19 protein-coding genes and 1 riboswitch are annotated in these 20,997 nt (G+C 47.6%); of the genes, 11 read left to right on the top strand and 8 right to left on the bottom strand.

Features of this window, described 5'->3' with window-relative positions; genetic code table 11:
- Positions 1–28 precede the first annotated feature (28 nt).
- A complete protein-coding gene (locus tag KI655_RS10740) occupies positions 29–592 on the top strand; it encodes a porin family protein (RefSeq protein WP_285404713.1) in 564 nt (187 codons plus the stop codon).
- Between the two features lie 83 nt (positions 593–675).
- On the opposite strand, the gene KI655_RS10745 is transcribed toward KI655_RS10740, so the two are convergent.
- Positions 676–1,101 (bottom strand): phosphate-starvation-inducible protein PsiE, encoded by a 426-nt coding sequence (locus KI655_RS10745; RefSeq protein WP_285404715.1) that lies wholly within the window; start codon positions 1,099–1,101, stop codon positions 676–678.
- 175 nt (positions 1,102–1,276) lie between these two features.
- Positions 1,277–2,650 carry an NCS2 family permease gene (locus KI655_RS10750; RefSeq protein WP_285404716.1) on the bottom strand — a complete coding sequence of 458 codons (1,374 nt, stop codon included), beginning with the start codon at positions 2,648–2,650 and terminating at the stop codon, positions 1,277–1,279.
- A 59-nt stretch (positions 2,651–2,709) separates the two neighbouring features.
- A riboswitch (purine riboswitch) is annotated at positions 2,710–2,809 on the bottom strand.
- Between the two features lie 304 nt (positions 2,810–3,113).
- Between KI655_RS10750 and gmk the strand changes: the two genes are divergently transcribed.
- From gmk to recG, 4 genes are all read left to right on the top strand, one after another.
- Entirely contained in the window at positions 3,114–3,737 is a 624-nt protein-coding gene (gmk, locus tag KI655_RS10755; RefSeq protein WP_285353441.1) for a guanylate kinase, read from the top strand.
- 116 nt (positions 3,738–3,853) lie between these two features.
- Positions 3,854–4,126 (top strand): DNA-directed RNA polymerase subunit omega, encoded by a 273-nt coding sequence (gene rpoZ / locus KI655_RS10760; protein WP_004741437.1) that lies wholly within the window; start codon positions 3,854–3,856, stop codon positions 4,124–4,126.
- Between the two features lie 58 nt (positions 4,127–4,184).
- Positions 4,185–6,308, top strand: a complete 2,124-nt coding sequence (gene spoT / locus KI655_RS10765; RefSeq protein ID WP_285404719.1) for a bifunctional GTP diphosphokinase/guanosine-3',5'-bis pyrophosphate 3'-pyrophosphohydrolase — start codon at positions 4,185–4,187, stop codon at positions 6,306–6,308.
- A gap of 369 nt (positions 6,309–6,677) precedes the next feature.
- Positions 6,678–8,756, top strand: a complete 2,079-nt coding sequence (recG, locus tag KI655_RS10770; protein WP_285404722.1) for an ATP-dependent DNA helicase RecG — start codon at positions 6,678–6,680, stop codon at positions 8,754–8,756.
- A 297-nt stretch (positions 8,757–9,053) separates the two neighbouring features.
- On the opposite strand, the gene envZ is transcribed toward recG, so the two are convergent.
- Positions 9,054–10,352, bottom strand: a complete 1,299-nt coding sequence (gene envZ, locus KI655_RS10775) for a two-component system sensor histidine kinase EnvZ (protein WP_285404724.1) — start codon at positions 10,350–10,352, stop codon at positions 9,054–9,056.
- Between the two features lie 145 nt (positions 10,353–10,497).
- Positions 10,498–11,217 carry a two-component system response regulator OmpR gene (ompR, locus tag KI655_RS10780; protein WP_032551125.1) on the bottom strand — a complete coding sequence of 240 codons (720 nt, stop codon included), beginning with the start codon at positions 11,215–11,217 and terminating at the stop codon, positions 10,498–10,500.
- A 161-nt stretch (positions 11,218–11,378) separates the two neighbouring features.
- Here ompR and greB point away from each other — a divergent pair, with 161 nt between their 5' ends.
- A complete protein-coding gene (gene greB, locus KI655_RS10785) occupies positions 11,379–11,855 on the top strand; it encodes a transcription elongation factor GreB (RefSeq protein ID WP_032551124.1) in 477 nt (158 codons plus the stop codon).
- Positions 11,856–12,532: 677 nt separating this feature from the next.
- Positions 12,533–14,854, top strand: a complete 2,322-nt coding sequence (locus tag KI655_RS10790) for a Tex family protein (RefSeq protein ID WP_285404728.1) — start codon at positions 12,533–12,535, stop codon at positions 14,852–14,854.
- A gap of 194 nt (positions 14,855–15,048) precedes the next feature.
- Here KI655_RS10790 and KI655_RS10795 read toward each other — a convergent pair whose 3' ends face one another.
- Both KI655_RS10795 and bioH read right to left on the bottom strand, forming a co-directional pair.
- Positions 15,049–15,522: a hypothetical protein gene (locus tag KI655_RS10795; protein WP_032551121.1), complete on the bottom strand. Its 474-nt coding sequence runs from the start codon at positions 15,520–15,522 to the stop codon at positions 15,049–15,051.
- Positions 15,523–15,696: 174 nt separating this feature from the next.
- On the bottom strand, positions 15,697–16,473 hold the full coding sequence (bioH, locus tag KI655_RS10800) for a pimeloyl-ACP methyl ester esterase BioH (protein ID WP_285404730.1): 777 nt from the start codon (positions 16,471–16,473) through the stop codon (positions 15,697–15,699).
- A gap of 90 nt (positions 16,474–16,563) precedes the next feature.
- On the opposite strand from bioH, the gene KI655_RS10805 reads away from it, so the two are divergent.
- From KI655_RS10805 to cysQ, 4 genes are all read left to right on the top strand, one after another.
- Positions 16,564–17,286 (top strand): ComF family protein, encoded by a 723-nt coding sequence (locus KI655_RS10805; RefSeq protein WP_306416256.1) that lies wholly within the window; start codon positions 16,564–16,566, stop codon positions 17,284–17,286.
- Between the two features lie 109 nt (positions 17,287–17,395).
- Positions 17,396–17,980 (top strand): Fe-S biogenesis protein NfuA, encoded by a 585-nt coding sequence (gene nfuA, locus KI655_RS10810; RefSeq protein ID WP_032551117.1) that lies wholly within the window; start codon positions 17,396–17,398, stop codon positions 17,978–17,980.
- Positions 17,981–18,249: 269 nt separating this feature from the next.
- Complete coding sequence (nudE, locus tag KI655_RS10815) at positions 18,250–18,813, top strand: ADP compounds hydrolase NudE (protein WP_285404734.1); 564 nt, start codon at positions 18,250–18,252, stop codon at positions 18,811–18,813.
- Positions 18,814–18,823: 10 nt separating this feature from the next.
- Positions 18,824–19,651, top strand: coding sequence for a 3'(2'),5'-bisphosphate nucleotidase CysQ (gene cysQ, locus KI655_RS10820; protein ID WP_285404736.1), 828 nt, complete (start codon positions 18,824–18,826; stop codon positions 19,649–19,651).
- Between the two features lie 56 nt (positions 19,652–19,707).
- Here the strand turns inward: cysQ and KI655_RS10825 are convergent, their stop codons facing one another.
- Complete coding sequence (locus KI655_RS10825; protein ID WP_285404738.1) at positions 19,708–20,487, bottom strand: type II secretion system protein N; 780 nt, start codon at positions 20,485–20,487, stop codon at positions 19,708–19,710.
- Between the two features lies 1 nt (position 20,488).
- A complete protein-coding gene (locus tag KI655_RS10830; RefSeq protein ID WP_285404740.1) occupies positions 20,489–20,977 on the bottom strand; it encodes a type II secretion system protein M in 489 nt (162 codons plus the stop codon).
- Positions 20,978–20,997 lie beyond the last annotated feature (20 nt).

The following is a 20,997-nucleotide window of genomic DNA, read 5'->3' on the forward strand; positions in this document are numbered from 1 at the left end:
GTTTTTTATCCCCAATGAGATGTATATAATGAAGAAAGCAGTGATCCTTCTGGCAGCATTTTCTGCCTTTGCCGGTGCTCAAGAGCAAGCAGTTGAAAAAGACGTGTCTGGTTTTTACCTAGGTGGTGGTTTCGGTACTACAACTTATGATGATGATGTATCTGGTTCTGTACTGGAAACCAATGATTCTTCATTCAAACTTATTGGTGGCTACCAGTTCAACCGTATTGTTGGTGTTGAAGCACAATACACAAAGTACAGTGACGTAACAGCTCCACGCTCGACAGGAGCATTAGAGCCAACAGCCATTTCTATTGCCGCTAACCTTGGCTACACCTTTGACAGTGGCTGGCGCCCATTTGGTACTGTTGGTCTATCTCAAATGTCGATCAAAATACCAGGTACAAGTGACGAAGATGAGACAGCTCTACGTCTAGGTGCAGGTGTTGAATACACGCCAGCAAGCCTTGAAAACCTGAACTTCCGCGTTGCTTACGAAGTTGATACTTTCAATATAGATACAGGTTTCCCTGAGTATGATGTGACTTTCCAGCTTGGTACCTTCTACGCTGGCGCAACGTACAAATTCTAAGAACAAACACTTCGTTGGCTAGAAAATGCAACAAGGGCGACTTAATGTCGCCCTTGTTATGTCTGTCTGAGTTTAAATCTCAATTACTCATCTGGTTCTTTGGTCTGCCTATCGACATATGGCCAATAATGGTGCCCAACTCGAATCAGTAATGTAGCTGCTGCAAGAATGAATGCCGCCACCGCCAGCCACACAACCAACACCGCATCCAACTCTTTCATACCTAGCGTGATATATCGAGCAATCGCCATCATTGCGATATAGATAGGATATCGAACAGGGATCTTACCGTTCACCACAAATTGCTGCACCATTGCTAACACTTCTAGATAGATGAACATCAGCAGGATGTCAGTCAAGAGAACGCGTTTTTCAGCAAACACATGCATGAACTCTTCAACCATCGCAAACAGGGTCGCCAAAGTGATGGCTACCAGCAGTACGGCTTCAAGAATATGGAATATCTTCAAGAAAGGTCGACTGAAACCTTTTGGTAAATGAGACGGCATAAACACTCTAATTACTAATTAAACCTGCCAATACAATAGCATGCCTCCATCAAAGTGGCGCTATCTGTTATGACCAACTTTAGGCGTAGAGCGTGACGGCGATGTGAATAATTATCCAACACGCAAAAAAATGGCCCTACACAATGCAGAGCCACTATCAAAACATCAATACCGACTATAGAAGCAGTAGATATACAAGGAACACAACCGACAGTCCGTAAATCAGTGGGTGTACCTCTTTGCCTTTACCTGCGACAACCATAGTGAATGCGTAGCTAATGAAGCCCATCGCCATACCGTTCGCCGGAGAGAAGCTCAGTACTGTGAACATGATGGTAAAGAACGCCGCAATACGAGACTCTTTCTTCTCCCAGTTGATCTGACCAAGGCGGCCGACCATGTAGATGCCCACCACTACCATCGCCGGTGCAACCATAGCTGCCGAGAAGATAGAGAAGATTGGGTATAGGAATAGTGAGATAAGGAACAGACCCGCAACCATAACAGCTGCAAGACCAGTCTTCGCGCCTTGAGAAGAAGCAATACCCGACTCAGAGAAAGCCGTAATCGAAGTCGTACCCAGAACAGAACCAATCACCGTACCGCCAGCATCTGCTACTAGTGCTGACTTCGCGTTTGGCACTTTACCGTCTTTATCAATAATACCCGCATCACGACCAACACCAACAATGGTGCTCAAGCCATCAAAGAAGTCGACAATCAGGAAGATAAGAACGATGAATAGCAGATCAAACATTTTCTCTGGCGTGAAGGCCGAGAAATCAAAGATCGCACCGAAGCTGCCCGCCATGCTTGGTGGCATAGAAATTAGCTCATCAGGGATTGGCGCATTCGACGTACCCATGAACAAATCAGCGATGATAGTCAGAGCAATCGCCGAAACAAACGAGATAAACGTCGCCAGCTTGATATCACGAACCATACAGCCAAGCGCAATAAAGATACTCACGTAAGCGATGATCACTTGTGGGTCTGAGATATCACCTAGGCCAACCAGAACAAACGGGTTAGAAACGATGATACCAGCGTTTTTAAGACCCAAGAACGCGATGAACAAACCAAGCGATACTGTGATCGCCAACTTCAAATCTTCCGGAATCGACTCAATCATCGACTTACGAATATTGGTCAATGAGAACGCAAGGTACAAAATACCCGATAGGAAAATACCAAATAGCGCTTCATTCCACAGCACAGCCACAGAACCACTTAGCAGTAGGCCTTTGAAGAAGCCGTTCATGCTCATACCCGGCGCGAGCATTACTGGATAGTTACCCCAGATACCCATGATAAGTGTCGAGATAGCCGCAGCCAATGCCGTTGCTGTAAATACCGCGCCTTTATCCATACCCGGAATATCGCCCAGAATGGCAGGGTTCACCGCTAGAATGTAGCTCATCGCCAAGAAAGTAATAAAACCAGCGTACAGCTCAGTGCTGATGGTGGTCTTTCTTTCAGAAATCTTAAACAGAGAATCCAGCGAACCAGATGAGGTGGTTTGGGCCTTAAGGGTGGAATCGGTACTCACAACAAAACCTATGCAAAAAAATAAGAAATTTAAGATTCAAATGCTGTGAGAAAAAGAGAGGTTTCTGCACTAAAAACTGTAGTCACCAAGATAGGCTCGGTAGTAGAAACATCTAGTCCATATCACTAGATATATACAGCATTTAATCGTTTGCGCGGATTGTAAGGATTACGATTAAAACTTCAACAATTTTTATTAAGATCACATAAAAAAGTAATATTGATGTGGTATTGCATATTGGTGACGATCTTCGCGAGGATCAAACTATAAGAAATAACGATCAAGCCAGTTGTTCTGAATCATTGAAATATGCTACTCTTCGCCTCCATTTTTCTGACCTAATTTTCACCACTTTGCTTGTGCACTGCACATTCGAGAGGGTGAGTAAGAGTTCGGTCAGTGCTATCTTTTATAGTGGAGGGCAACGCCTTCACTCAATCCAACCAACAGTGGAAACATACAGATGGGCAAAGGTACTCTTTACATCGTATCTGCACCTAGTGGCGCAGGTAAATCGAGCTTGATCTCAGCAATGCTAGAAACCAATCCAACCTACGCAATGAAGGTATCTGTTTCACACACCACTCGCGGTATGCGCCCTGGTGAAGAAAATGGTGTTCACTACCACTTCGTAGAGAAACATCATTTTGAAGACCTCATCAAGAAGAATGAATTCCTAGAGTACGCTGAAGTATTTGGCAACTACTACGGTACGTCACGCGTTTGGATTGAAGAGAACCTAGAGCGCGGTATCGATGTATTCCTAGATATCGACTGGCAAGGCGCTCGTCAGATCCGCGAACAGATGCCTCAAGCGAAGAGTGTATTCATTCTTCCACCATCAAACGGTGAGCTAGAGCGTCGTCTAAACGTTCGTGGTCAAGATAGCGAAGAAGTTATTGCGAAACGCATGAGCGAAGCGAAGTCAGAGATCTCTCATTATAATGAGTATGACTACGTGATCGTGAATGATGACTTTGATGCAGCCCTTATGGACTTCAGAGCTATCATTCGTGCGGAGCGCTTAAAAGAAGATAAGCAAGCAGCAAAATACAGCGGCATGCTTACTGCTCTACTGGCGGAATAAGCTAGCAAGGCTAGATTTTCCATTGAGATAAGTATACGGTGATCTAGAAAGTCTCTAGTTAAACTTGTATACTTTCTCGTCATTCAAAATTTATTAGTTAACTATTTGGAGTCCTCATGGCACGCGTAACTGTTCAAGACGCTGTTGAAAAAGTTGGCAACCGTTTCGACCTAGTTCTTATTGCGGCTCGCCGCGCTCGTCAAATGCAAACTGGCGGTAAAGATTCACTAGTGCCTGAAGAAAACGATAAGCCAACGGTTATCGCACTTCGTGAAATCGAAGAAGGTCTTATCACTAAAGACGTACTAGATGCTCGTGAGCGTCAAGAGCAACAAGAGCAAGAAGCAGCTGAGCTTGCAGCAGTAAGCAGCATCGCTCACTCTCGTTAACTCTTATTCGCAAAAGCGTCATTGTTATTCGAACTAATTAACCTTCCGGGCCTTTAATTTGTATCTATTCGATAGCCTCAAAGACGTTGCCCAAGAATACCTAACAGAGCCTCAAATTGAGGCTCTGCGTCAATCTTATGTGGTAGCGAGAGATGCCCATGAAGGGCAAACCCGCTCAAGCGGTGAACCATACATTATCCACCCTGTTGCTGTTTCACGTATTCTGGCCGAAATGCGCCTTGATATCGAAACCCTCCAAGCAGCCCTACTCCACGATGTAATTGAAGATACTGAAGTTACAAAAGAAGAGTTAGAAGCGCAGTTTGGTAACACAGTGGCGGAGCTTGTTGATGGTGTTTCTAAGCTGGATAAGCTTAAGTTTCGTGATCGCAAAGAAGCGCAAGCAGAGAACTTCCGTAAAATGGTTCTCGCTATGGTGCAAGACATCCGCGTTATCTTGATCAAATTAGCAGACCGAACACACAACATGCGTACGCTTGGTGCCCTGCGCCCAGATAAAAAGCGTCGTATTGCACGTGAAACCCTAGAGATCTACTCTCCTCTTGCTCACCGTCTTGGTATTCATAACATCAAGACTGAACTAGAAGAACTTGGCTTTGAAGCCCTTTATCCAAACCGTTACCGAGTTCTGAAAGAAGTGGTGAAAGCCGCTCGTGGTAACCGCAAAGAGATGATCCAACGTATCCATAGCGAGATTGAAGGTCGCCTCGAAGAGGTTGGCTTACCTGCTCGCGTATTTGGTCGTGAAAAGAACCTGTTCTCCATCTACAACAAGATGAAAACCAAAGAGCAGCGCTTCCACACCATTATGGATATCTACGCATTCCGCGTCGTGGTAGACACGCCAGACACCTGTTATCGCGCACTGGGTCAGGCTCATAGCTTGTATAAGCCTCGTCCGGGTCGCATGAAAGACTACATTGCGGTACCGAAAGCCAACGGCTATCAATCTCTGCACACCTCTATGATCGGCCCTCACGGCGTTCCTGTTGAAGTACAAATTCGTACTGAAGACATGGACCAAATGGCAGACAAGGGGGTTGCAGCGCACTGGTCTTACAAAGGCAACGGTACTCGTAGCAATGGCACGACCGCGCAAGTGAAAGCTCAGCGCTGGATGCAAAGCCTACTTGAACTTCAACAAAGTGCCGGTAACTCGTTCGAATTCATCGAGAACGTTAAGTCTGATCTGTTCCCAGATGAGATTTTCGTCTTCACACCGAAAGGCCGTATCGTTGAGCTGCCAGCAGGCGCAACAGCCGTCGACTTCGCCTACGCAGTGCATACTGACGTTGGTAACATGTGTGTTGGCGCTCGTGTAGACATGAACCCGTACCCGCTGAGTAAAGCCCTGAAGAACGGTCAAACGATCGAAATCATCAGTGCGCCGGGTGCTCGCCCGAATGCAGCATGGCTTAACTATGTGGTGACCTCTCGTGCTCGTACTAAGATCCGTCAGGTTCTTAAGACCATGCGTCGTGAAGAGTCGATTACCCTAGGTCGTCGTCTACTGAACCACGCACTGGGTGAACACTCGATTGGCGATATTGCTCAAGAGAACGTTGACCACGTACTTTCAGACCTACGCTTAGAGTCCGTTGAAGACCTATTGGCTTCAATTGGTCTGGGTGAGCTAATGAGTATCGTGATTGCGCGTCGCCTACTGGGTGATGCGGATGAGCTGACAGAAGTGAACAACGACAGCGATACACCAAAGAAGAAGCTGCCTATCCGCGGCGCTGAAGGTCTACTGCTGACGTTTGCTAACTGTTGTCACCCGATCCCAGATGATCACATCATTGCCCATGTATCTCCAGGTCGTGGCCTTGTGGTTCACCGCGAAACGTGTCCAAACGTTCGTGGTTACCAAAAAGAACCAGACAAGTACATGGCGGTGGAATGGTCTGACGATTACGACCAAGAGTTCACAGCAGAGCTTCAAGTCGATCTTCAGAACCACCAAGGCGCACTGGCTGAGCTAACTAACGTTATCTCGAAAACAGGCTCGAACATTCACGGTATCTCAACCGAGGAACGTGATGGACGCCTATACACAGTGACTATCTTGCTGACCACCAAAGATCGTGTGCATCTTGCGAGCATTATGAAGAAGCTGCGTGTTATGCCACACGCGCTGAAGGTAAGACGTCGTAAGAACTAGCTAAAATAGCAGATGAGGGATTCGAGATGGCGAGATGCGAAGAGCAAAAGACTTCGTGGCTCACCATCTTGGCTCCAAATCTGCTTTTAGTTTTTTCGAATCTCGATAGATAAAGCAGATGAGAGATACGAGTGTCGTGATACGAAGAGCAAAACCTTTTCACCACTCCATTCTTCGTATTTCGAGTCTGCTTTAGTTTTTTATACTTCCTACTCTTCTCGTATCCCATTTACATACATCCCGCACTCGCTCTTAGTCTTTTCGCATCCCGTTTACCCGAATCTCTCATCTGCTCTTTCGCTTTGTCCTGTACAAAAATCCAGTAAAATGCTTGAATAGACGATATCTATTACCGTCGTGAGCCTTGTTATGTCACAGCTTTTATCTGCTATTCCTCTTAACTCTTTGTCTGGAGTTGGCGCTAAGGTCGCCGAGAAACTGGCCAAGGTTGGGTTGAACAACGTACAAGACCTACTGTTCCACTTACCGCTGCGCTATGAAGACCGCACACGCATCTACCCGATTGCAAAATTGCATGCTGGGATCTGGGCGGCCGTGCAAGGCAAGGTGATGAGTGTCGATACTATTTTCGGCAAGCGCAAAATGCTGGCGGTAAAAATCAGCGATGGAAATGGCACCATCACCCTGCGCTTTTTCAACTTCACTGCTGGGATGAAGAACAATTTTGCCGAAGGCAAACAAGTTCATGCCTACGGCGAGATCAAGCGTGGCGGTATGGGTTTAGAAATCGTCCACCCAGACTACAAGTTCTTTGCTCCAAGGCAGCAACCTGACGTTGAAGCAACCCTGACACCGGTTTACCCAACCACAGATGGCCTAAGACAAGTCACGCTGCGTAACCTTACCGACCAAGCACTAGAGCTTATCGATAAAGCCGCGGTTAATGAACTACTGCCTTCTGGTTTATACGATCACCAAATTACACTGGCTCAGGCGCTACATACCATCCATAGACCACCACCGGGGATCAACCTTGAGCTATTTGATGAAGGTAAGCATCCAGCTCAACTGCGTTTGATCATGGAAGAGCTGCTCGCACAAAACCTATCAATGTTATCGGTTCGCAGTAAAGGCCAACAAGACAACGCGATTCCACTACCGCCAGTGCATACACTCAAAGATAAACTGCTGGCTCAACTACCCTTCTCTCCAACCAATGCACAAGCACGCGTGGTAAAAGAGATTGAGGGCGATCTCGAGAAGCCACACCCTATGATGCGCTTAGTACAAGGTGATGTAGGCTCAGGTAAAACCCTAGTCGCTGCCCTCGCTGCAGTTCGCGCTCTTGAGCACGGTCAGCAAGTCGCGCTTATGGCTCCAACTGAGCTTCTGGCAGAGCAGCATTCCATCAACTTTGCTAACTGGTTTGAGAGCATGGGGATTCAAGTCGGTTGGCTCGCCGGTAAGCTAAAAGGCAAAGCCAAAGAGAAAGAGCTTGAACGTATTACCAGTGGCGAAGCGCAAATGGTGGTCGGTACACACGCTCTGTTCCAAGAACATGTTGCCTTCCATAGCCTCGGTCTAGTAATCATTGATGAGCAGCATCGATTTGGTGTCCACCAGCGATTAGAACTGCGTGAGAAAGGTGCTAAGCAAGGCCACTATCCGCACCAGCTGGTAATGACAGCAACGCCAATACCTCGAACTCTGGCGATGACAGCCTATGCCGATCTCGAAACCTCGATTATTGATGAGCTGCCACCGGGTCGAACGCCCATTCAAACCGTCGCTATTCCAGATACCAAGCGTGACGACATTGTCGAACGTGTGCGTAATGCCTGTCTCAACGAGGGCAAACAGGCCTACTGGGTGTGTACGTTGATTGATGAGTCTGAAGTGTTGGAAGCGCAAGCCGCTGCTGACACTGCAGAAGAGCTACAACGCAAACTGCCTGATGTGAAAATTGGTTTAGTACATGGTCGCATGAAGCCAGCCGAAAAACAGGCAGTGATGCAGGAGTTCAAAGAAAACAAACTGCACCTATTGGTCGCGACAACGGTTATCGAAGTTGGTGTGGACGTGCCGAACTCGAGCTTAATGATCATCGAGAACCCAGAACGTCTTGGCCTTGCTCAGCTGCACCAATTACGTGGCCGTGTTGGTCGAGGTTCGGTCGCAAGTCATTGTGTACTGCTGTATCACTCACCACTTTCTAAAACCGCTCAGAAACGCTTAGGTGTGCTGCGAGAAAGTAACGATGGCTTTGTGATTGCTCAGCGAGACTTGGAGATCCGTGGACCGGGTGAGTTACTTGGTACTAAACAGACTGGCTTGGCTGATTTTAAGATTGCCGACTTGGTACGTGACCAACGTTTAATCCCTGAAGTGCAGCGTATCGCGCGCCATATCCATGACAGCTACCCAGACAATGCTAGAGCGATCATCAACCGCTGGCTGGGTGAGCGTGATGTGTACTCCAAGGCGTAGTGACTACTGGTAATTGATTAGACTAAAAAGGCTTCCTCATGGAAGCCTTTTTGCATGTGAACCCTTGCGAAAAAGAGCAAAAAGCAAGATTCCCTACTCGCTCGTCCCTTGCGATAGGGAATGACGTAAAGAGCAGATGCGCGTCGTGTAGCCCGATGGCTGCAACCAACTTCACTCTGTCTCTATCGCAACTCCACCCAATAGGACAACACTTCAAGACTAATCACATCGTCATCCCCGAGAGGGAAGAATGACCGAGTCGGGGATCTGTCTCAGCCCCGAAAGTCTCATTAATACTTACGACTTAACCGGGAAGCTGATCTGCGCTTTCAAGCCACCTTGGCTGCGGTTATTCACCACCACCGCGCCTTGGTGCTGACTGACAATGCGTTTCACGATCGCCAAGCCTAAGCCTGTACCTTCACTGCCACGAGCGGTGTCGCCTCGGGTGAAAGGTTCGAACAGCTTACTGATCTGATCTTGAGGAATACCGGGGCCATTATCTTCCACCGTTACCCAAGCCAGCTTATTATCCGCGGTCATGCCTGTGGTGACTTTGACCCAGCCATTACCATAACGCAGGGCGTTAACCACTAAGTTGCTGATGGCGCGTTTAATCGCAATCGGGTTACCCAAGGCAGGCTTCATATTAGAAGATAAGTCAGTTTCAATCTCGACCTCATAGCCACCTTCAGAGCTTGCTACTTCTCCAGCGATATCTTCTAAGAACACCGCTTGGAAAGAGTTACGATCAACAGGTTTTAGGTAATCCATAAACTGGCTGATGATCTCATTACACTCTTCAGTATCACTGATAATGCCATCAGCTAAGTAGCTGTCTTCTGGAGACATCATCTCTGTCGCTAAACGAATACGGGTTAATGGCGTACGCAGGTCATGGCTGATACCCGCCATCAACAGCGCTCTGTCTTCTTCCAGCTCTTGAATGCCTTTCGACATCTGGTTAAAGGCGCGAGTCACCGAGCGAATCTCTTGTGCACCTTGCACTGGTAGCGGTGGTGGAATATCGCCACGCCCTACTCCTTTGGCGGCTTTCTCTAGTGCAATCAACGGGCGATTCTGTAAGCGTATAAACAACCAACCACCAGCAATGATCAGCAGCGCCATAATCAAACTATTGCGAAATAGCGGCGCAAAGTCTTCTTCTTGTAGCTCAGAGAGTGGGATTCGAATCAGTGAGTTAGGTAGCTGCGCTATATCCATCCATAGCACATAGCTCTCGGAACCTAAGATCAGTCTCACCTCAGTTTCCGAACCAAGCTCCTTGGTCATCTCTTCACTCATCAGGTCTATCGCCACAGCATGGTAAAACTCACCCGCTGTGTCGCTGTCTTTGGTATGTACTGTCACGCCAAGCTGCTCTAATACACGCTGACGCAGCGGTGCGTCCATCCCAATATCAAGGTCACCTTCGTCCAAAACCAAGTTCAGCTCATGCGCCAAGATCTTATTAAACTGCTGCAAACTCGGCATCAAGGCGTAATTAAACACCGCGTAGTAAGAGAAGATTTGGCTGGCAACCAACAAGGTTAAGAAGAGAACGATAGATTGAGTAAAGGAGCTACGTATACGCATAGGGTACCCAAAGTGTAGAGAGAAAAAACAAAGCGTTATATGACTATAACCATAAACCTTCGTTCTGAATAGAAAACGGGCCATCACATAACAATGAGATGGCCCGATAGAAATCACATTTCAATCACGATAATGACTGGCAGCGTTATACGGCTTTTCCATCTGGAACAAACACGTAACCCAAGCCCCACACCGTTTGGATGTAGCGCGGCTTACTTGGATCTTCTTCAACCAGACGACGCAGGCGAGAGATCTGCACATCGATAGAGCGTTCCATTGCCGAGTATTCACGACCACGAGCCATGTTCATCAGCTTGTCGCGAGACATAGGTTCACGCGCATTAGTTACGAGCGACTTCAATACTGCAAACTCACCAGAAGTCAGTGGCATTGGCTCTTCACCACGGAACATCTCACGCGTGCCTAGATTCAGGCGGAATTCGCCAAACTCAACCACAGACTCTTCCGTGCTTGGTGCGCCCGGTGCTTCAATCACTTGGCGACGCAGTACCGCTTTAATACGAGCAAGCAACTCACGCGGGTTGAATGGTTTTGGCAGGTAGTCGTCGGCACCCACTTCTAGGCCAACAATACGATCTACTTCATCACCCTTTGCTGTCAGCATTAGGATAGGCAGCATGTTGTTAGCATTACGCAGACGGCGACAGATAGATAAGCCATCTTCGCCCGGTAGCATTAAGTCCAGCACCATCAAGTGAAAGTTTTCACGGGTTAACAGGCGGTCCATCTGCTCACTGTTCGCCACGCTACGCACTTGAAAGCCTTGTTCAGACAAGTAGCGTTCCAGCAATGCACGAAGGCGCGCATCGTCATCGACCACTAAGATTTTGTAGTTTTCTTGCATGTAATGGTTCCACCTATTAAAACTCAAACTTGAAGATTAAGTATTCTTTTTAGACATTGAAAATGTAACATTCTTGGAGAAAATGTCGCCTAAAGAATTGTTAACGTATGTTGCCTTTCTATATATTCTATCTTAGAACATGATTTCACTAAGTCAGAGTTATGAAAACAAACTTAATTACTCGTGAGGGTTATGAAAAACTCACAAAAGAGCTGAATTTCCTATGGCGAGAAGATCGTCCTGAAGTGACCAAGAAAGTAACGTGGGCAGCGAGCCTCGGAGACCGCAGTGAAAATGCAGACTATCAGTACAACAAGAAACGCCTGCGTGAGATCGACCGCCGCGTTCGCTATTTAAGAAAACGACTCGACCAAGTAAAGGTCGTCGACTACTCGCCACAGCAAGAAGGCAAAGTGTTTTTTGGTGCTTGGGTTGAAATAGAGAATGACGATGGCGATACCAAGTCATTTCGTATTGTTGGGCCAGATGAGATCTATGGCGGTGTGAAAGATTACGTCTCCATTGACTCACCAATGGCACGAGCCCTGCTCAAGAAAGAAGTGGATGATGAGTTCACGGTGCGTACCCCAGAGGGCGACAAAGAGTGGTTTGTGAATGCGATTCGCTATACACCATAGAGACTTTTCAAGGCTCTAGATAAAAGGAAACCCCGTGAGGCTTGCGCCCTACGGGGTTAAGTTCTTTCGTAGCCTTCCTGCCACTATTTATCTCATTGAGATAAGGTGCTCCCTGCATCTTTCCTTGATATTGGCTAAATCCTTTAACCGATTTCCTTTTGTCATCGCCATCCTAGCGGTGTCCATGCTTGCCTATCATCCTGACGGGCTAATCTCATCCAGAGATATTCACTTTCATCAGCATCAGTAACCATCCTAGCCACATCAAACTCAATCAGTGTTTTACATCCTTGCTGACCACTCATCCTAAGCAATCAAATCTTCATCCTGAAGATACCTAATCCGTTAGGCTTTTTCCTGTTCCTGCCAACTCCCTGTCGACAAGGTAAATATTACCCGAAACCTGAGCCCATCCCAGACATCTGCTCATTAAAAATGGATGAGATCTATATCACACTTGATGTAAGTTGTTATTTTTCAGACACTTAAATAAAAACATGGCAAAAGTGGACGTCACAAAGTGATTTAGTCGCACATCACTTGTAAGAGATCTCGCACAAAGGGTATGTCAGATCGGGAAATCACCGAACAAACAGGAAATTGACTTAGCAAAGCTAGAAAAAGCTAAGGTTCACCCCCATATATGTGGGCACGATAATCAAAAAGAGATTCAACGGATGAGCCAAGCTATCTGTAGACAGATCGCTCAAGAGCTGAGCGTTCGCCCCGATCAAGTGACCGCAGCAGTTACCCTAATCGATGACGGTAACACGGTTCCCTTTATTGCACGTTACCGTAAAGAGGTAACGGGCGGCCTTGATGACACCCAATTACGTAATCTAGACAGCCGACTTTCTTATCTGCGTGAACTCGACGATCGCCGCCAAACGATCCTCAAATCAATTCAAGACCAAGGCAAGCTGACCGCTGAGCTTGAAAAAGAGATCACTCAAGCCGACAGCAAAACCCGCCTAGAAGATTTATACCTGCCTTACAAACCTAAGCGTCGCACCAAAGGTCAAATTGCGATTGAAGCAGGCCTAGAGCCACTCGCAGAGACGCTGTGGAACGAGCCACAACACGATCCAGAAAGTGAAGCCTCTCAATACCTGAATAGTGAAAAAGGCATTGAAGATACCAAGGCTGCACTGGATGGCGCTCGGGCCATTATCATGGAGCGCATCGCAGAAGATGCAAACCTGCTTGAGAAAATCCGTCAGCACCTGACGCGTAATGCGGCACTGGGCGCGCGCGTTGTTGCAGGGAAAGAGCAAGAAGGCGAAAAGTTCAAAGACTACTTCGAGCATGACGAAACGCTGAGCAAAGTCCCTTCACACCGAGCACTAGCCATGCTGCGTGGCCGCAACGAAGGCTTCCTAACCCTGACCATGAACGCAGACCCAGAGCAAGAAGAGGGAGTGCGAGGTTCTTACTGTGAAAACATCATCTCTGATCACTACGGTATTACTCTGAGCAGCGCCCCTGCCGATACATGGCGTAAACAGGTGATCAGCTGGGCATGGCGCATTAAAGTATCGATGCACATGGAAACCGAGTTGATGGGCGCAATGAAAGAGCGTGCAGAAATCGAAGCGATTGAAGTATTCGCGACTAACCTGAAAGATCTATTGATGGCTGCTCCGGCTGGTCCTCGTGCAACGCTAGGTCTCGATCCAGGTCTACGTACAGGTTCAAAAATCGCTGTAGTTGATGCAACAGGTAAAGTGCTCGCAACAGAAACCATCTACCCTCATCCACCACAAAAGCAATACGACAAATCTGCACACATCGTTGAGCAGATGGTGCGTCAATTCAATGTTGATCTAATTGCGATTGGTAACGGTACAGCTTCACGCGAAACCGACAGCTTTGTGGCTGACGTGATTAAGCGCGGCAACCTAAAAGTACAGAAGATCATTGTGAGTGAAGCTGGTGCATCGGTTTACTCGGCCTCTGAGCTTGCAGCGAAAGAGTTCCCGAATATGGACGTGTCGTTGCGTGGTGCCGTATCGATTGCTCGTCGTCTACAAGACCCACTGGCAGAACTAGTTAAGATTGACCCGAAATCGATCGGTGTTGGCCAATACCAACACGATGTGAGCCAAACCATGCTCGCGAAACGCCTAGACGCGATCGTCGAAGACTGTGTAAACGCCGTCGGTGTTGATGTAAACACTGCCTCCGCCGCACTTTTGACTCGTGTTGCTGGCCTATCTAGCACCATCGCACAGAACATTGTTGATTACCGTGATGAGAACGGCCGCTTTGAAGCGCGTACCACGTTGAGGAAAGTTGCGCGCTTGGGGCCAAAAGCCTTTGAACAGTGTGCCGGCTTCCTGCGTATCATGGGTGGTAAAAACCCACTCGATGCCTCAGCAGTTCACCCTGAAGCTTACCCTGTGGTAAAAGCGATCTCTGAGAAGAACAGCAAAGACATTAAGACACTGATCGGCGACTCTGGCTTCTTAAAAGGCCTGCACGCGGTCGATTACACCGACGATAACTTTGGTGTTCCAACCGTCACAGATATCATTAAAGAACTAGATAAACCGGGCCGTGACCCGCGTCCTGAGTTCAAAACGGCGACTTTTGCAGAAGGTGTTAACTCGGTGTCTGATTTAGAGCCAGGCATGATTCTAGAGGGCGTGGTCTCTAACGTAGCCAACTTTGGTGCCTTCGTTGATATCGGTGTTCACCAAGACGGTCTGGTACATATTTCAGCACTGACTGATCGCTTTGTTTCTGATCCACGTGAAGTGGTAAAAGCAGGCGACATCGTTAAAGTGAAAGTGATGGAAGTGGACGTGCAGCGTAAGCGTATTGCACTAAGCATGCGCATGAAAGACGAGCCGGGACAAGATAACCGTGCTCAACGTTCATCTGCACCTCGTTCTCAAGGTCGTCCATCGCAAGGCGGTCAGCGTCGTCGTGAAGAGCCACAACAGAACGGCGCTATGGGTGGCGCGTTTGCTGCTGCTTTTGCAAAAGCGAAGAAATAACGCTTCACGATAAGGGAGTGAGCGGCTAGAAAAGCGTTTGGATCATAGTAGACCTAAAGCTGTAAAAGCTTTCTTCTAGACACAAGAACGTGCTCCTAGATGAAAAAGCTTGCTCCTAAAAACAGAAAACCTGCATCGCCACTGGCATGCAGGTTTTTTATTAGGTTCAAAAAGGCTTGGCGATATTGACTGCGCTAGAGCACAACCAATACCTCAGATGGCTTATGAGGCGCAACAGCATGGCCATAGTGATACTTAATGACCTTACGTCGTTGTTCCATCTGCCCTTCTCGAATCGCCGCATCAAGAATGTGCTTGGGCAATCGAAAACGCATGGTGTAACCCTTTCCTTGATCAGCACTATAACTGCTCAGTGCCAATAAGCTGAACAACCTATCAAATGGATCTTTAGGCTCTTCTTGGTTTACCGCATTTATTTCCTGCTCGTTATCCATTTCATAACCGGGATGGTCAGAGGGATCCCAAGCTGATTGCTGCCTTCGTTTATCGTCCGATTTTACCTTGCGCTCTGCATTGGTTTTAGCCAATGCGACGGCTGGAGCAACAGGCTCTCGAACTCTATTTTCACGCGCAACTTGCTCAGTTTGCACATTAACAGATGGGGCGATCAGTGGCACACTTACTGCCGTTGCAGGTGACACAATCATTGCGAACTCTCCTCAAGAATCGCCCATCGCTATTGCCATGGCACCGTTGAACCCAGTAAGCACAACAGGCATAGCCCAAACTACTGTGTTCTGCTCAGGTGAGAGAGAGGGCTGAGCATCGTTCAGTGCCTTGGTTAGATTATATATCGACCACGTTGTCTATAATTTTAGCAATTATTTCTCGGCGAAGCTGATCAGCTCACAGCAAAAAGCGTCCGCTTCTGTCATGAACGGCGCATGCGAAGACTGGGTAAAGATGTATTGCTCGGTGTTTGGTAGCGCTTTTTCTAGATCTTTTGCCACCTTAATCGGCACCAAACCATCTAATCGACCATATAAGCGCAGCATAGGCACTGTTAGCTCAGGTAAGCGCTCACGCAGATCGACATCTGAAAGCATTTTTAATCCAGCAAGCAGTGAGTCTGGGTTCGGCAATGGACGCGACAGGACTGCTTGTTTAAGCTGCTTCACATCTTGTCTTGCTGATGGACTGCCCATTGCTTGCAGCGCCATGAAGCGTTCGATAGTGGTTTGGAAATCTTCCACCAGCTGCTCGGTAAAGTTGGTCAGTACATTGGGTTGAATACCACGCCATAGAACTGGTTCTTTGGCCGCTGCGAATTTCGGAGAACTCGCAACTGTGACGAGCTTAGAGACATAATCAGTATGATGAAGCGCCATATGCGTCGCGACTAAGCCGCCCAAAGACCAACCGACCCAGATCGCCTGTTTTGGCGCCTCTTCCATCAACTGCTCCGCAATACCTTCGAGCGTATCTGCATGGCAGTGACTGCTGTGACCATAACCAGGTAGATCAACCACATGGACACGGAATTGAGTCTCAAGCACCGTTACGGTTTGCTGCCACACCGCACCGTTCATTCCCCATCCATGGACCAAAACCAAATCTGGCCCCTGCCCAGACACGTGCCAATACAGTTTGTCGCTCATCTCGTAATTATCCCTACTATTCTCATCCAACAATGATGACCACGCTCACTAGGCTAATAAAACCAAGGTCATCAATGTACTACTGCCGCTATGTTATCTGATTGGATCCAAAAACACACACCACGCCTGGTCACACCTCAATGTCACTTATGTAAGTTACCTAAACGGCCCAGCGATACACATCCGAAATGGTGCAATACCTGCCTAACTCATTTCGAACCACAGAGACGCTGCCAGCGATGTGGTATCAAGATGGACATTGAAGCCAACGAGTGTGGACAGTGCTTACGCCAACCACCTCCGTGGCAAAGAATTTACTGTGTGGGAGACTATGATTTTCCACTCAGCCACTATGTTCACCAGATGAAATACAGTGATCAATTTTGGTTAAGCCGCGATCTGGTCAAGCTGCTGGCGAGCCAAATAGAGCAGCCCGCCCCCATCATCACCAGCGTGCCACTGCACTGGCGGCGCTACCTGCATCGCGGATTTAATCAAAGTGCCTTATTGGCTGACGCTCTTGCCAAAGAATTAAATAGTGAAAGCCATGTTTTGTTTCGTCGTAATCGCGCTACACCCACCCAACAAGGTCTAAGTAAAAAGCAACGACAATGCAATCTTCACAAGGTTTTCTCCTTAAGAAACAAAGATGTGATGAAACTGATAGAAAAAGGCGACGCCCATGTTGCAATCATCGATGACGTCGTGACCACAGGCAGTACCGTGTATCAATTATGCCAATTGCTACTTGAAGTGGGCGTAAAAAGGATTGATATTTACTGCATCTGTCGCACTCCTGAACCCGCGTCCTAGTCAATTTCCCTCGAAACTTGTCTATCAATTCAGCAAAAAAGGGCTGAATTACCGCTCTGACAGGAGTAGAATGGCAGTAATAGCCTACAAATTTACTCAGGTATTCGTCGTGTCAAATATTACTATTACAGAAACAGCTCAAACTCATTTTGCTAATCTGCTGTCACAGCAGCCAGAAGGGACTAACATCCGCGTATTCGTGGTAAACCCAGGTACACAAAATGCAGAGTGTGGCGTTTCTTACTGCCCTACAGATGCGGTAGAAGCATCTGATACTGAACTAGCATTTGAAGGCTTCTCTGCTTACGTAGATGAGCTAAGCCTACCTTTCCTAGATGAAGCTGAAATCGACTTCGTTACAGACAAAATGGGTTCTCAGCTAACTCTAAAAGCACCAAACGCAAAAATGCGTAAAGTGGCTGATGACGCGCCACTTCTAGAGCGTGTTGAGTACGCAATCCAGACTCAAGTTAACCCACAACTAGCAGGCCACGGCGGTCACGTAAGCCTAGTTGAAATCACAGATGAAGGCGTTGCTATCGTCGCGTTTGGTGGTGGTTGTAACGGTTGTTCTATGGTTGATGTAACGCTAAAAGAAGGCATCGAGAAAGAACTTCTACAACAGTTCGAGGGTGAACTAACAGCCGTTCGTGATGCAACTGAGCACGATCGCGGTGAGCACTCTTACTACTAATCACACCTAAGATTAGAGACTAAGGCTGATGTGAAAACATCGGCCTTTTTGTTTTTTTAATGACAGCACTTTTGTGCACTACTATGAGGGCGACCAATTCAAGCATTAACTTCGTTAATAAAATCAATAGAATGGCGTTCTAATCCATACAACCACCATTGCAATCGCTTCCTATTCAATAATTCCATGATATAAAAACTCACCTCTAGGAAGTCACCGTCATTTCCCCTATATTAGAAAGACTTCCCAAAAAGCTAAGGAGCGAGCGCATGACAAAAAGGACCAAGCCAGAAATCTTGGCTAAGCAAACTGTCGCTCAATCAAAACTATTCTCCATCGAATCTCTCGATCTCAAGTTTTCTAACGGTGAGCATCGTACCTATGAACGCATGAAGCCAAGCGGTCGCAATGCAGTAATGATGGTCCCAATTACTGAGCAAGGCGATATCCTATTGGTACGTGAATACGCTGCAGGTACAGAGCGCTATGAGCTCGGCTTCCCTAAAGGTCTCATCGACCAAGGTGAAACACCAAACGAAGCGGCGGTACGAGAACTAAAAGAAGAGATTGGTTTTGGCGCTCGCAAACTGACGCCACTCAAGGAAGTGATTCTCGCCCCTTCTTATTTTTCGAGCAAAATGACACTGTTTATTGCCGAAGACCTCTACCCAGAACAGCTAGAAGGTGACGAACCAGAACCACTGGATATTGTGCGCTGGCCGCTGGCTCAAGGAGAAGAGTTACTTACGCACCTCGACTTCTGTGAAGCTCGCTCCATCACCGCTTTATTACTGGCTCTTCGACTACTAAAACAACAATCTGACGAAGAGTAAGAGACTTTTTATGCCAATGACAAAAGATTTATCCCATCTATTGCCTTCCGTGATTGAAGTCGCTCGCTCAGCCGGGCAACTGATCTTAGAGATCTACGAGAAGAAAGATTACGAAGAGTACACCAAGAGTGACGATACCCCCGTCACCAGTGCCGATCTTGCGGCGCACAAGCTCATTTCACAAAGACTAAGTGAACTGACCCCAGACATCCCAGTGTTATCCGAGGAAGCAGCCGACATCAGCCTAGAGAAGCGCTCTCAATGGGATCGCTACTGGTTGGTGGACCCACTTGATGGGACCCAAGAGTTCATCGCTCGTAGCGGAGACTTTGCTACCATCATTGCGCTGATTGAGCATAACAAACCCGTGATGGGCGTAGTTTACGGCCCAGTATCGGGCGTGACTTACTATGCTTACGACGGCAAAGGCGCATGGAAGATTCCAGATTTGAACGACAGTGTGAAGATCAAGACTCATCGCCATGAGCTACCAAATCAGCCAATTGCGATGGCGATCAGCCGCCGCCAAGATATCAACCGTATCACCAGCCGCATGAGCCCGAAATGGAACTACGACCTAGTACCACTTGGCTCTGCCGCTCTTAAAGCCTGCCTAGTCGCAGAGGGCGCTGTAGACTGTTACCTGCGTTTAGGTCCAACGGGTGAATGGGATACAGCTGCAACTCAATGCATCGTTGAAGAAGCGGGCGGACGCATCTTAAGCACCCAACTAGAGCCGCTGTCATACAACGAACGTGAAACCCTAGAGAACCCAAACTTCATCGTACTCGGCGACGCCGACCTACCTTGGGCTGAAATCTTGCAGGGTAAAGATTAATCCTATCCATAAAAAATGGGCACCTCGTTGGTGCCCATTTTTGTATCTAAACTCGTCTACAAACGCCCTTGATAAGTAAACTGGTACTTACCTTGGCTGTCTGGGTTACCTAACCAGCGCAGTTGGTTCTGCATCGCTTGTGGGAACTCAGTGCCCGGTTTGAACCATGCCGTGGTTGAATAGCGCAGGTTTGGTGTTAAGTTGGCCGTAAATGCGCTCTCTACCTGATTGGTTTTCTGCTCACCCTTAGCCGCAATGGTGTTGTCTTGACAGGTGACATCTGCAATCACTGGACCGAAGTCTAACGAGCCGAGTGGAGTATCCGCGCCTGCTCCTGACCATGCCACAGTACCTTCACCCGTTTGACACCAAGGTTGCCCTTGCTGAAGGTGCTTAATAGTTAATTCAACCTGACCCACTGCAGTGATGGGTACTGGAATGTTCGGCACGTATTTCATGACATCTTCAGCCGGTAGCGATGCGACCAAATTCTGCGCGTAGGCACCATTCATGCTGTAACCAACATAGCCCTTACCACGTAGGTTCATGTCACTGTCGCGACCAAATCGAACCGCGAGCTCTGCTTTGCCTGTGAATAGCTGGCTAAACTGGAAACCCCATTGAACTGAACCGTAATTCACTCGCTGCCAAGCAATATTACTTGCACTGCCCTGCCAGATAGAACCTTGCACACCATCGATTTGCAGCCCTCTTACCTTAGGGGCATGTTTAAGAGCAAACGACGCTGGCAGATGCAGGATCAGGCTAACCGAAAAGAACAGGATAAAAATGGTACTAAAGAGTAAACCGTATTTTAAAGTTGAACCTCGCTTCACATTAACCTCGTTTGAACTGTAATCGTTTGACGTCAATCACGCCCGGCGTGTCACTGCGGTCAATATCCATGAATTCGACTTCCACACCCTGTTGCTCTTTTAGATAAGTAAGCCAATCCACAAATTGATTAAATGGTACGGGTTTAACCCACACTTGCAGCATGTCACCACGAGGTTGCACTCGAATCAATTCAATCTTGAAGCGACGCATTGAAGCAGGTACTGAGCGGTTCAATGGCTCTGAACTCTTTGCGCCGCCACTGCCGCGCAGATCCACGATTTCATCCGCTTTGTTCGTTACCCAAGTCAACAACTGCTTCTCACTCTGGATTCGGCTTTGTGCTAATTCTGCACGGGCGTTTAAAGGCTGCAGCAATCCCCAATAAACAACGCCAACTACCAACAAGATAGAGCACCCAATTACGAGTCTCTGCTCGCGCTGACTAATCGATGTCCACCACGCTTGGAGTGGCTCAATCATATTTCTCATCATTGATCTCCTAACGTGAG

The sequence above is a fragment of the Vibrio sp. D404a genome (genome assembly GCF_030248535.1).
In the GTDB taxonomy this organism is placed as follows: Bacteria; Pseudomonadota; Gammaproteobacteria; order Enterobacterales; family Vibrionaceae; genus Vibrio.